Annotated in this window: 13 protein-coding genes; 4 read left to right on the forward strand and 9 right to left on the reverse strand. The window is 69.9% G+C overall.

Annotated elements, in window-relative coordinates; genetic code table 11:
- The first annotated feature begins 12 nt into the window (after positions 1-12).
- A complete protein-coding gene (locus tag OG373_RS26170) occupies positions 13-561 on the forward strand; it encodes a YcxB family protein (RefSeq protein ID WP_405440686.1) in 549 nt (182 codons plus the stop codon).
- Between the two features lie 41 nt (positions 562-602).
- On the opposite strand, the gene OG373_RS26175 is transcribed toward OG373_RS26170, so the two are convergent.
- Genes OG373_RS26175 through OG373_RS26190 form a run of 4 tightly spaced genes read right to left on the reverse strand, consistent with a single transcriptional unit; the run spans position 603 to position 3,742 of the window.
- Positions 603-1,031, reverse strand: a complete 429-nt coding sequence (locus OG373_RS26175) for a Fur family transcriptional regulator (protein WP_078626133.1) — start codon at positions 1,029-1,031, stop codon at positions 603-605.
- A 51-nt stretch (positions 1,032-1,082) separates the two neighbouring features.
- Positions 1,083-1,949 carry a metal ABC transporter permease gene (locus OG373_RS26180; RefSeq protein ID WP_397728786.1) on the reverse strand — a complete coding sequence of 289 codons (867 nt, stop codon included), beginning with the start codon at positions 1,947-1,949 and terminating at the stop codon, positions 1,083-1,085.
- Positions 1,949-2,740, reverse strand: coding sequence for a metal ABC transporter ATP-binding protein (locus tag OG373_RS26185; RefSeq protein WP_405440688.1), 792 nt, complete (start codon positions 2,738-2,740; stop codon positions 1,949-1,951). Before OG373_RS26185 ends, OG373_RS26180 begins: the two co-directional genes overlap by 1 nt.
- A 27-nt stretch (positions 2,741-2,767) precedes the next feature.
- Positions 2,768-3,742, reverse strand: a complete 975-nt coding sequence (locus tag OG373_RS26190; protein WP_405440689.1) for a metal ABC transporter substrate-binding protein — start codon at positions 3,740-3,742, stop codon at positions 2,768-2,770.
- 155 nt (positions 3,743-3,897) lie between these two features.
- On the opposite strand from OG373_RS26190, the gene OG373_RS26195 reads away from it, so the two are divergent.
- Positions 3,898-5,280, forward strand: coding sequence for a glycine--tRNA ligase (locus tag OG373_RS26195; RefSeq protein WP_405440690.1), 1,383 nt, complete (start codon positions 3,898-3,900; stop codon positions 5,278-5,280).
- Between the two features lie 96 nt (positions 5,281-5,376).
- Here OG373_RS26195 and OG373_RS26200 read toward each other — a convergent pair whose 3' ends face one another.
- The 4 genes from OG373_RS26200 to OG373_RS26215 all read right to left on the reverse strand — a co-directional run bounded on the left by OG373_RS26200 (position 5,377) and on the right by OG373_RS26215 (position 8,348).
- On the reverse strand, positions 5,377-6,117 hold the full coding sequence (locus OG373_RS26200) for a VC0807 family protein (RefSeq protein WP_405440692.1): 741 nt from the start codon (positions 6,115-6,117) through the stop codon (positions 5,377-5,379).
- Between the two features lie 143 nt (positions 6,118-6,260).
- Entirely contained in the window at positions 6,261-6,854 is a 594-nt protein-coding gene (locus OG373_RS26205; protein WP_405440693.1) for a TetR family transcriptional regulator, read from the reverse strand.
- Positions 6,855-6,875: 21 nt separating this feature from the next.
- The gene (locus tag OG373_RS26210) at positions 6,876-7,937 is read right to left on the reverse strand and encodes an aldo/keto reductase (protein ID WP_405440694.1); all 1,062 of its coding nucleotides are present in this window, start codon (positions 7,935-7,937) and stop codon (positions 6,876-6,878) included.
- A gap of 54 nt (positions 7,938-7,991) precedes the next feature.
- Positions 7,992-8,348 (reverse strand): DoxX family protein, encoded by a 357-nt coding sequence (locus OG373_RS26215; protein ID WP_405440695.1) that lies wholly within the window; start codon positions 8,346-8,348, stop codon positions 7,992-7,994.
- 79 nt (positions 8,349-8,427) lie between these two features.
- Here OG373_RS26215 and OG373_RS26220 point away from each other — a divergent pair, with 79 nt between their 5' ends.
- Positions 8,428-8,883 (forward strand): MarR family winged helix-turn-helix transcriptional regulator, encoded by a 456-nt coding sequence (locus tag OG373_RS26220; protein WP_405440697.1) that lies wholly within the window; start codon positions 8,428-8,430, stop codon positions 8,881-8,883.
- A 34-nt stretch (positions 8,884-8,917) separates the two neighbouring features.
- Here the strand turns inward: OG373_RS26220 and OG373_RS26225 are convergent, their stop codons facing one another.
- On the reverse strand, positions 8,918-10,366 hold the full coding sequence (locus OG373_RS26225; protein WP_405440698.1) for an MFS transporter: 1,449 nt from the start codon (positions 10,364-10,366) through the stop codon (positions 8,918-8,920).
- A gap of 33 nt (positions 10,367-10,399) precedes the next feature.
- Between OG373_RS26225 and dusB the strand changes: the two genes are divergently transcribed.
- Positions 10,400-11,560: a tRNA dihydrouridine synthase DusB gene (gene dusB, locus OG373_RS26230; RefSeq protein ID WP_405440699.1), complete on the forward strand. Its 1,161-nt coding sequence runs from the start codon at positions 10,400-10,402 to the stop codon at positions 11,558-11,560.
- Positions 11,561-11,879: the final 319 nt, after the last annotated feature.

Below are 11,879 nucleotides of genomic sequence, written 5' to 3' on the forward strand. Positions count from 1 at the left end.
GGGTCCGCTGTCATGAACACGAATGACCAGGCGGTTCGGCGGGACGGGCGGACGGTCGAGCTCGTCTACCGGGCCACCACGGCGGACATGGCCCAGGCGCTCCGCGCCCGGGACGCGCACACGGCCGCGGGGCGGCGCAGGCGATGGGCGTTTCCCGCCGCCGGGACCTTCGGAATCGGCGTCGGCCTGCTGGTGACGGTGACCGACGGGACCGTCACCGGGGCGCCGCTGGGCCTGGTGGCCGCCGGCGTGCTGTTGTGGGTGATCACCCTGTTCGGTCCGCGGCTCCAGGCACGGGCCTTCCGCGGCCTGCTGGAGAAGTCGGGGGAGACCCGGGCCGTCATCGACGGCTCGGGAGCCCTGCTGACGGCGGCGTCCTGCGAGGTGCGCGTCGGCTGGGCCGCGCAGCCGAGGTACGTGGAGACGGCCGACGCGTTCGTCATGCTGAGCGACGACAAGCGGGCGGTGGCCATGACGGTCCTGCCCAAGCGGGGGATCCAGGCACCGGCCGACGTCGACGGGCTGCGGGCGCTGCTGGACACGCACCTGCGCAGGCTCTAGCGGCCGGGGGCCGTGGGCCGCGCCCGGGGCGGGCGGGTCGGTCAGCCCGCGGCGGCGCAGTCGGCGCAGGTGCCGAAGATCTCCACCGTGTGCGCCACGTTCACGTAGCCGTGCTCGGCCGCGATGGACTCCGCCCACTTCTCCACGGCCGGACCCTCCACCTCGACCGCCTTGCCGCACTTGCGGCACACCAGGTGGTGGTGGTGATCGCCGGTGGAGCAGCGGCGGTAGACGGACTCGCCGTCGCTGGTGCGCAGGACGTCGACCTCACCGGCGTCCGCGAGCGACTGGAGGGTGCGGTAGACGGTGGTCAGGCCCACGGAGTCGCCACGGTGCTTGAGCATGTCGTGGAGTTCCTGGGCGCTGCGGAACTCGTCCACCTCGTCCAGCGCCGCCGCGACCGCGGCCCGCTGCCGGGTGGATCGTCCTCGTACTGGCGCGGTATTCATCTCGCCAGGCGCAGTCGCCACCGGTTCCTCCTCGTATCGGCCTCGGCCCATTGTGCCAGGCGGCCGACATTTCTAGACCTTCACATCGTCCCTCGTGCAGACCTCTTCGGTGGCGGCGCGGGCCGTCTTCGCCCGGCGCCTGGCCAGAGGCGCCGACACGGCCGTCATCACGACGAAGACGGCGATGGCGAGCAGCACGATCGCCGCGCCGGAGGGCGCGTCGAGGTAGTACGTGGCGGTCACGCCGCTGAGGGAGACCAGCACGCCGATCAGCATGGCCAGGGACAGCGTCGCGGCGAAGCCGCGGGTGACCCGCTGGGCGGCCGCGACGGGGATCACCATCATGGCGCTGACCAGCAGCAGGCCCACGATCCGCATCGCCACCGTGACGGTGAGGGCGGCCGTGACGGCCATCAGGAGGTTCAGCGCGCGCACCGGCATGCCGGTGACCCGGGCGAATTCCTCGTCCTGGCTGATGGCGAACAGCTGGCGGCGCAGTCCGACGGTGACGGCGAGCACGAAGACGGCGAGGATCACCGCGGCCCAGACGTCCTCCGGCGCGACGGTGGTGATGCCGCCGAAGAGGTAGCTGCTCAGCGTGGCGGTGGAACCGCCGGCCATGTTGATGATCATGACGCCGCCGGCCAGGCCGCCGTAGAAGAGCATGGCGAGCGCGATGTCGCCGCTGGTCTTCCCGCGGGAGCGGATGTGCTCCATGCCCACCGCACCGACGACGGCGACGAGGGAGGCCATCCACACCGGGCTGGTGTTGAGCAGGAAGCCGAGGCCGACACCGGTGGTGGCCACGTGGCCGATGCCGTCGCCCATGACCGCCTGGCGGCGCTGGACGAGGTACGTGCCGATCGCGGGCGCCGTGAGGCCGACGATGGCGGCCGCGATGAGGGCCCGCTGCATGAAGGCGTATTCGAGGAGGTCCATCAGCTCAGCAGTCCCGTCCGCAGGGGCTCGGCGTCGTGCGCCGCGTGGGGGTGTACGTGGTCGTGGCCGGGCAGCGCGTGCTGGCCCACGGCCTCCGGGGGCGGCCCGTCGTGGACCACGCAGCCGTCGCGCAGGACGACGGCCCGGTCGATCAGGGGCTCCAGCGGGCCCAGCTCGTGCAGGACGAGGAGGAGGGTGGTGCCGAGGGCCTTCTGCTCGCGCAGGGCGGTCGCCAGGACCTCCTGGTTGGCGAGGTCCACGCCCGCCATCGGCTCGTCCATGATCAGCAGTTCGGGTTCGACGGCGAGCGCCCGGGCTATGAGCACCCGCTGGTGCTGGCCGCCGGAGAGGGCGTTGACCGAGGAGGAGGCGTACTGCTCCATGCCGAGCAGGGCCAGCGCGCGCTCGACCGCCGCCTTGTCGGCCTTGCGCAGGATCCCGAAGCGGGAGCGGGCGAGCCGGCCGGCGGAGACGACCTCGCGGACGGTGGCGGGGACCCCGCTGGCCGCCGTGGTGCGCTGCGGGACGTATCCGATGCGCGACCACGCGCGGAAGCGCTTGAAGTCGGTGCCGAAGAGGGACAGCTCGCCGGCGGTCAGCGGGACCTGGCCGACCACGGCGCGCACGGCCGTGGACTTGCCGGAGCCGTTGGCGCCGAGCAGGGCGACGACCTCACCGCGGTGGACGCTGAGGTCGACCCCGCGCAGCACGGGGCGCGAGCCGAGCGAGGCCGTGGCCCCGCGCAGGGATATGACGGGCTGGTCCGCTGACTGTGCCGGCGTCGACTGCATGGCTCGCGCCTCCGTTGCTGCTGTCATCTACTTGGCTCCGAGCGCCTTCTGGAGGTTCTTCAGGTTGGACCGCATGACCTCGAAGTAGTCAGCGCCCTGGGACTTGTCGGTGATTCCTTCGAGCGGGTCCAGGACGTCGGTCTTCAGTCCGGTGTCCGCCGCCAGGGTGCGGGCCGTCTTGTCGCTGGCCAGGGTCTCGAAGAACACGGTGGAGACATTCTCCTGCTTCGCGAGGCCCTGGAGTTCCTTCATCCGGGCCGGGCTCGGCTCGGACTCGGGGTCGACGCCGGAGATGGCCTCCTGGTCGAGGCCGTAGCGCTCGGCGAGGTAGCCGAAGGCGGAGTGGGTGGTGATGAACGTCCTGGACGCGGTGTTCTGCAGACCGTCCTTGAACTCCGTGTCCAGCGCGGTCAGTTTGCCGACCAGCTCGTCGGTGTTCTTGCGGTAGTCCGCCGCGTGGCCGGGGTCGGCCTTCTCCAGGGCCGCGCCGACGCCCTTGGCGATCTCGGCGTACTTGGCGGGGTCGAGCCAGACGTGCGGGTCCTGGCCGGCCTCGCCGTGGCCGTGGTCGTGGCCCTCGCCCTCGGCGTGGCCCTCCTCGGCGCCGTGGTCGTGGCCGGAGGAGCCGTGGACCTCCAGCTCGGTCAGGGTGGCGGCGTCGACGATGTTCTTCACGCCGGACTGGGCGACGGCCTTGTCGACGGCGGGCTGCAGGCTCTTGAGGTAGACGACGACGTCGGCCTCGCCGAGCTGCGCGGTCTGCTTGGGGGTGATCTCCAGGTCGTGCGGTTCGACGCCGGGCTTGGTCAGGCTGTCGACCTTCACGTGGTCCTTGCCGATCTGCTCGGCGAGGAACTGCATCGGGTAGAACGACGCCGTCACGCCGACCTTGCCGTCCTTGCTGCCGGCGGCGCCTGCTCCGGAGCAGGCGGTCAGGGCCGTGGCGCCGAGGGCAACGGCTCCGGCGAGGGCGGCGGTGGGTATGAGGCGTCGTACGTTCATGACATCCATTTTCATCAAAGATGGAAACGATTGTCAAAAACCCAGGTGGGAGGCCTGGGCGGGCGGCCGTGGAACGGGAACCGATTTGAAAGGGGGGGTGCGGGCGCCGGTAATCTAAAGACTTCGCCGTTCGTCCTCGTAATGAAGAGAGCACCGTGGCCGCCGACAAGATCGAAACCATCGTCAGCCTGAGCAAGCGCCGTGGCTTCGTTTTCCCGTGCAGTGACATCTACGGCGGCTCCAGGGCCGCCTGGGACTACGGCCCGCTCGGCGTCGAGCTCAAGGAGAACATCAAGCGCCAGTGGTGGAAGGCGATGGTCACCGGGCGTGAGGATGTCGTCGGCCTCGACTCGTCCGTGATCCTGGCCCCCGAGGTGTGGGTGGCCTCCGGCCACGTCGCCACCTTCTCGGACCCGCTCACCGAGTGCACCTCCTGTCACAAGCGTCACCGCGCCGACCACCTTGAAGAGGCGTACGAGGCCAAGCACGGCCGTGCGGCCGCCAACGGCCTTGCCGACATCAACTGCCCCAACTGCGGTGTGAAGGGCCAGTTCACCGAGCCCAAGCAGTTCTCCGGCATGCTGGAGACCCACCTCGGCCCGACCCAGGACACCGGCTCGAAGGCGTACCTGCGCCCCGAGACCGCCCAGGGCATCTTCACCAACTTCGCCCACGTGCAGACCACTTCGCGCAAGAAGCCCCCCTTCGGCATCGCGCAGATGGGCAAGTCCTTCCGGAACGAGATCACTCCGGGCAACTTCATCTTCCGCACCCGCGAGTTCGAGCAGATGGAGATGGAGTTCTTCGTCAAGCCGGGCGAGGACGAGCAGTGGCAGGAGTACTGGATGCAGGAGCGGTGGAACTGGTACCGCGACCTCGGCATCCGCGAGGAGAACATCCGCTGGTACGACCACCCGAAGGAGAAGCTGTCCCACTACTCGAAGCGCACCGCCGACATCGAGTACCGCTTCAACTTCGGTGGCAGCGAGTTCTCCGAGCTCGAAGGTGTGGCCAACCGCACCGACTTCGACCTCAAGGCCCACTCCGCCGCCTCCGGTCAGAACCTCAGCTACCTCGACCAGGAGTCGGGTGAGCGCTACACCCCGTACGTCATCGAGCCGGCCGCCGGTGTGAACCGCGCCATGCTCGCCTTCATGCTCGACGCGTACAACGAGGACGAGGCCCCGAACGCCAAGGGCGTGATGGAGAAGCGCACCGTGATGCGCTTCGACCCGCGCCTGGCCCCGATCAAGGTCGCCGTCCTGCCGCTGTCCCGCAACGCGCAGCTGTCGCCGAAGGCCAAGGGCCTCGCCGCCGACCTGCGCAAGAACTGGAACATCGAGTTCGACGACGCGGGCGCCATCGGCCGCCGCTACCGCCGCCAGGACGAGATCGGTACGCCGTTCTGCGTCACCGTCGACTTCGACACCCTGGACGACAACGCGGTGACCGTGCGCGAGCGCGACACCATGAAGCAGGAGCGCGTCTCCCTGGACCAGATCCAGGCCTACCTCGGCAGCCGTCTGCTCGGCTGCTAGGTCCTGTCGGCCCTGCCGTACGAGGAAGGGTGGCCCGGTGCGCGGACAGCGCACCGGGCCACCCTTCCTTTCGTCTTTTCGCGGGGCGGGCCGGGGTCAGGAGGCGGCGGCCGCCTCGCCCGCCCCGCCCGCCCCGGCCCCCGCGGCTGCCGCTTCCGCCGCGCGACGCTCGCCCTCGGCCTGGGACCGCTTCCCGTACATGGCGGTCCACACGCCGAGCGCGCCCAGCACTCCGTAGATCATGATCGGGCTGACCACCACCATGGTCCCGGTGCTCAGCGTGTAGGCGAGGAAGACACGGACGAGCGCCTCGGCGACGTAGGCGAGGCCCCACACCAGCGTCATCCGGTTCATCGTGGTGCGGAAGCCCTCGTACTGCCACAGGCCGTTCCACCAAGCGGTGCTCTCCGGGGTGCCGTCGGTGGCGAACTTCCGGCCGAAGTAGAACATCAACGGGCGCGGTGCGAGCAGCGTCGCCAGGCAGAGCAGCCCGAACAGCCCGGTCACGCCCGAGTCCTTGATCAGCAGGGCGCGGGCCGAGTGGGCGCCGACGAGCGAGACGACGGCGGTGATCACCAGGAAGACCAGGGTGACGACGGCGAACTCGTCGAGCTTGCGCCGCCAGGCCAGGCTGATGACGCTGTCGAGGACCGGCCAGGCGCTGCTGAGCAGCAGCGCGGAGAAGGCGCTCCAGTGGCGGTCCTCGGTGAGCACGTTGTAGGTGATGATCGGCGCGACCACGTTGAGCCCGATGGTCAGGATCCAGCCGAGCGCGGCGGCGCCGCGCGAGCGCTTCGGAGGTGCCGGTTGTGAGTCGTGTGTGGTCGCAGTGGACAAGGTTCCCCCTGGAACGCGCCTGATGAAGTGCGGTAGGGGGACCGTAGAGAGATTGACGGGACGCGAACAACCCCAACGCGTCCCAAATGATCATCAAGTTGTCCGGACTGACCGATTCCGGGAGGGGGCCGGGTTGCCCCGCGTCAGGCGCGCAGGCCCCGGATCACGAGGGCGGTGACGGCCTCGAACTCGGTGATGATCGTCGGCGAGAGCCAGTCCGCCGCGTACTGAGGATCGTGGAAGCGGCCCGTGGCGTCGAACACAGCGCGCGCGGCCGCCGGCACGTCGTCGGCTGCGAGCGAGCCCGCCGTGACGCCCTCGGAGATGATCCGGCCCAGCTGGTCGATCAGCTCCGTCAGGTGTGTGTCCACCACGCCGCTGTTCTCGGTGAGCAGCACGGTGTAGGTGGCGAACAGCTCCGGGTCGTCGCCCGCCTTGTGGCGCTTGGCCTCGAAGAGCGCCTCCAGCCACGCCTCCAGCTTGGAGGGGGCGCTCTCGGCGGGGGCCGAGGTGATCTCCTCCAGCATGACCACGCTCCTGGCGAGCCAGCGGTCCGTGACGGCCTCGCGCAGCGCCGCCTTCGACGGGAAGTGCCGGTACACGCTGCCGTGGCTGACCCCCAGGGCCCGGGCCACGTCCACCACTGTCGCCTTGGTGGGACCGAAGCGGCGCAGCACCTCCTCGGTGGTTTCGAGGATGCGCTCGGGAGTCAGGGGCTCGGCAGCAGCGGGGGGCATGAGTACGACCGTACCGTCAGCTCAGTGCTCGCTGTCGAGGTGGGCCATCTGGGCGGCCGGGTACCGCTCTCCGGCTGCGGCGCCCACCGGAACGGCCTCCTCGATGGCGACCAGGTCGGCGGCGTCGAGGGAGACGTCCATGGCACCCAGTGCCTCGGCGAGCCGGTCCCGGCGCCTGGCACCCACCAGCGGCACGAGGTCGACCCCGCGCCGGGGGCCCTGCGCGAGAACCCAGGCGATGGCGGTCTGCGCGACACTCGCGCCCTTGCCCTCGGCGACCTTGCGCAGCGCTTCCACCAGGTCGAGGTTCCGGTCGAGGTTGTCGCCCTGGAAGCGGGGGCTCATACCGCGGAAGTCGCCCGGGGCCAGCGCGCGGTCACGGGAGAAGTGACCGCTGATCAGGCCGCGTGACAGCACGCCGTACGCCGTGATCCCGATGCCGAGCTCGCGCGCCGCCGGCAGGATCTCGTCCTCGATGCCGCGGGAGATCAGCGAGTACTCGATCTGGAGGTCGGAGATCGGGGCCACGGCGGCGGCCCGGCGCAGGGTGTCCGCGCCGACCTCGGAGAGGCCGATGTGCCGCACGTGCCCGGCCTCGACCGCCTCGGCGATGGCTCCGACGGTCTCCTCGATCGGTACGTCCGGGTCCACGCGGGCGATCCGGTAGATGTCGATGTGGTCCCGGCCGAGCCGCTGGAGCGAGTAGGCCAGGAAGTTCTTGACGGCCTGGGGGCGGCCGTCGTAGCCGGTGAAGCCGCCCTCGACCGTGCGGAGCGCGCCGAATTTGACGCTGGTCAGCGCCCGCTCGCGGGCCGCGGCGGGGGCCGTGCGCAGGGCTTCGTTGATCAGCAGTTCGTTGTGGCCCATGCCGTAGAAGTCGCCGGTGTCCAGCAGGGCGTCCGTGCCGGCGGGGGTGGCTTCCAGGTAGGCGTGGATGGTCGCGATGGATTCGGCGCGGTCCGCCTCCCCGTAGAGAGCGGACATCCCCATGCAGCCCAGCCCCAGCGGGAAGACGGTGGGGCCGGTGCTGCCGAGGGCGTGCCGTGCGGTGGCCATGTCGGAAGTGTTCTCGTTCTTCGTCATGCAACGAGAATGGCATGACGAGTGACAGATTTCAATATCTGTCACTCGTCAGTGTCAGGCGAGGATCCGCAGGGTCAGTGCGGCGGCCGCGACCAGGGTCAGGACGGCCGCCGGCGCGAGCTCGTAGTCCTTGACGCGGAGGTGGCTGATGACCGCGCCGATGAAGTAGAGGGTCACGCCGACGGCGGCGGCCACGCCGAGCGGAGTCACCCACAGGCCGGCCACCAGGCCGATCGCGCCCGCAGCCTTGAGGGCGGCCAGGCGTGGCAGCCATGAGTCCGGCACCTGGACCTTCTGCATGTTCGCCACGATCTGGTCGTTGCGCTGGAGGGTGAAGGTGGCCGAGGCGGTGAGGGCGAGTGCGAGCAGGACGCCGACGACGGCATAGGCGATGAACATGGAGATCCCCAACGGTCGATGTTGTGAAACCATTGAATAGCATCAACGATATCTCCAATGCAATCATTTCCTGGTTGCTACGATGTGGACCATGACGGCAGAACAGGACGGACCGCACCCTCCGCAGCGGCTGGGCCTGCTGCTCGCCTGGCACGGATCGGTCACCCAGACCCGGATGAAGCGGGCCCTCGGCGCGGCCGGACTCACCCCGCGGCACGCGATGACGCTGATGCACCTGGAGAGCGGCCCCGTCAGCCAGCGGGCGCTCGCCGAGCGCCTGGAGGTGGACCCGAGCGTGCTCGTCGGGATCCTGAACGACCTGGAGGGCGAGGGGCTGGCCGAGCGCCGCCGGGACCCGGCCGACCGCCGCCGTCACAACGTGGCCATCACCGACGCCGGGGAAGCGGCCCTGCACAAGACGAACGCCGCCCTCGACGAGGTCGAGAGCGGCATCTTCGCGGGCCTCTCGGCCGCGGAGTGCGACCTCCTGCGCGGCCTCCTCGACCGGGTCAACACCTCGGCCGAGGACTTCGAGTGCGGCGAGTAGCCGCCCGGGCCCGGCAGGTTCCGGAAGAGACGGCCTAGCCGCGCCGCGAGCCCGCCACGGCGGCTTCCCCCGTCTGCTCCTCCAGGGTGCGGGCGGTCCGTTCCGCCGTCGCGCGGGCCCAGGTGCCGCTCGTCGCCGCGCCCACGACCAGGACCAGCAGCCCGCAGAGCGTGATGATCCACCACGCCGGCTGGGCCGCCGCCGAGAAGTCGGAGCCGTGCGCCAGCCCGGCCGCCAGCACGGAGCCGATCACCGCGACGCCCAGGGTGCCGCCGGTCTGCCGGCTCGTGGAGGCGATGGCGGCGGCGACCCCCGCCTGGGAGCGCGGCATCCCGGACACCGCCGTATTGGTGATCGGCGCGTTCACCATGCCGAAGCCGAGCCCGAAGAGCATGTACCCGGTGAACAGCAGCGGGTTCGACGTCTCGGCCTCGAACAGGGCGAACAGCAGACCGCTCGCCGCCATCGACACCCCCGCGATCAGCAGGCAGATCCGCGGCCCACGGCTGCCCACCAGCCGCCCGGCCAGCGGGGCGAAGACGACGGTCAGGCCCGCCATCGGCAGCATGTACAGCCCGGCGTGCAGCGCGCTGAGCCCGCGGACGTCCTGGAGGTACAGCGTGTTCAGGAAGAGGAAACCGGCCAGCCCGGCGAACGCGCTGATCGCGATCACCGTCGCGCCGCTGAAGGGAGCGCTCCGGAAGAACCGGAGATCGATCAGCGGTTCCTTGCAGCGGGGCTCGTGGATCAGCAGCCCCACGAACGAGGCGACGGCCACCACCGCGCACCCCAGGATCAGGGGGGAGCGCCAGCCGGCGGCCGGGGCCTCGATGATCCCGTACGTCAGACTGCCCAGCAGGGCGATGACCAGCACCTGGCCCAGCGGGTCCGGGCGCCGCGGCCGGGCCGCCCGGGACTCCGGGATGTGGCGCAGGGTCAGCGCGAACGCCGCCAGCCCGATCGGCAGGTTGATCAGGAAGATCGAACGCCAGCCCACGGAGTCGACCAGCACGCCGCCGATCAGCGGGCCCGCCGCCATGGAGATGCCCCCGACCGCCCCCCACACGCCGATGGCCCGGGCCCGCTCGGCGGGATCGGTGAAGGTGTTGGTGATGATCGACATCGCCACCGGGTTGAGCATCGCGCCGCCCACCGCCTGCACCATGCGGAAGACGATCAGCCAGTCGAGGCTGGGGGCGAGCGAACAGAGCAGGGAGCCGACGGTGAAGGCCACCAGCCCGGCCACGAACACCTTGCGGCGGCCGATCCGGTCGGCGGTGGACCCCGCGAGCATCAGCAGCGAGGCCAGGACGAGGGTGTAGGCGTCGATGCTCCACTGCAGCCCCGAGACCGAGGCGTCCAGATCGCGGCGCATCGAGGGCAGGGCGACATTGAGCACGGTGTTGTCGAGGCTGACGATCAGCAGGCTCATGCAGCAGATCGCCAGGACGAGCACGCGCTGCCGGGGACTCGACTCGATCATGCGCCGATGCTACGTCCGCCCCACCCCCTCGGCATGCGGGACAATGGGCGGATGACCACGCTCCCTCCGCCCCTCGCGATCGGCCCGCACACCGTGCAGCCCCCGGTGGTGCTCGCGCCCATGGCCGGCATCACCAATGCCCCGTTCCGTACCCTCTGCCGGGAGTTCTCGGGCGGCAAGGGGCTGTTCGTGAGCGAGATGATCACGACCCGCGCCCTGGTCGAGCGCAACGAGAAGACCATGCAGCTGATCCACTTCGACGAGACCGAGAAGCCCCGCTCGATTCAGCTGTACGGGGTGGACCCGGCCACGGTCGGCAAGGCGGTCCGCATGATCGTCGAAGAGGACCGCGCCGACCACATCGACCTCAACTTCGGCTGCCCGGTCCCCAAGGTGACCCGCAAGGGCGGCGGCTCGGCCCTGCCCTACAAGCGCAACCTGCTGCGGGCGATCCTGCGCGAGGCCGTCGCCGGCGCCGGTGACCTGCCGGTCACCATGAAGATGCGCAAGGGCATCAACGACGACCACCTCACCTACCTCGACGCGGGCCGGATCGCCGTCGAGGAGGGGGTCACCGCCATAGCCCTGCACGGGCGGACCACCGCCCAGCACTACGGCGGCACGGCCGACTGGGACGCCATTGCACGGCTGAAGGAGCACGTGCCGGAGATCCCGGTGCTCGGCAACGGCGACATCTGGTGCGCGGAGGACGCGCTGCGCATGGTCCGGGAGACCGGCTGCGACGGCGTGGTCGTGGGCCGCGGCTGCCTGGGGCGGCCGTGGCTGTTCAACGACCTGGTGGCGGCCTTCGAGGGGCGGCCCGAGGACTTCCACAAGCCCACCCTGCGCGAGGTCGCGACGAGCATGCACCGCCACGCGCAGCTGCTGGGGGAGTGGATCGGCGACGAGGCCCGCGGGGTGATCGACTTCCGTAAGCACGTGGCCTGGTACCTCAAGGGCTTCTCGGTGGGGTCCGAGATGCGGCAGAAGCTCGCGGTCACCTCTTCGCTGGCGGAGCTGGACGCTCATCTGAGCGAGCTCGACCTGGATCAGTCCTGGCCCGAGAGCGCCGACGGCCCTCGTGGCCGGACGTCCGGAAACAACCGAGTTGTCCTGCCGGACGGCTGGCTGAAGGACCCGTACGACTGCGCGGGCGTGAGCGAGGACGCAGAACTGGACACCTCCGGAGGCTGACAAATCGCCCTCCGTGGCGCGTGATATACGCCACGCATGGGAAGGGTTTCGCTCAGATGAGCAGGTGAATCGCGGATAAGACTTTCAAAGGGTGGCACTGGGTGCCACCCTTTGTGCGTTCAACACTTGAACGCAAATGTATCGATGATCGCTCATCCGAGCGTGATCAGGCCTCAGGAGCCCCCTCACCCTTCGGGATGTGAAGGCTCTTCGTACTTTCTGATTACCCATGAGTTACTTTCGATCTGCTGGCGCACGGGTGGTTACGGCCGTATGACGACCAAGTGGACGTACCCAGAAGCCTTCGATCTGGGTATGT

This window comes from Streptomyces avidinii (assembly GCF_045161815.1).
GTDB lineage: Bacteria > Actinomycetota > Actinomycetes > Streptomycetales > Streptomycetaceae > Streptomyces > Streptomyces avidinii.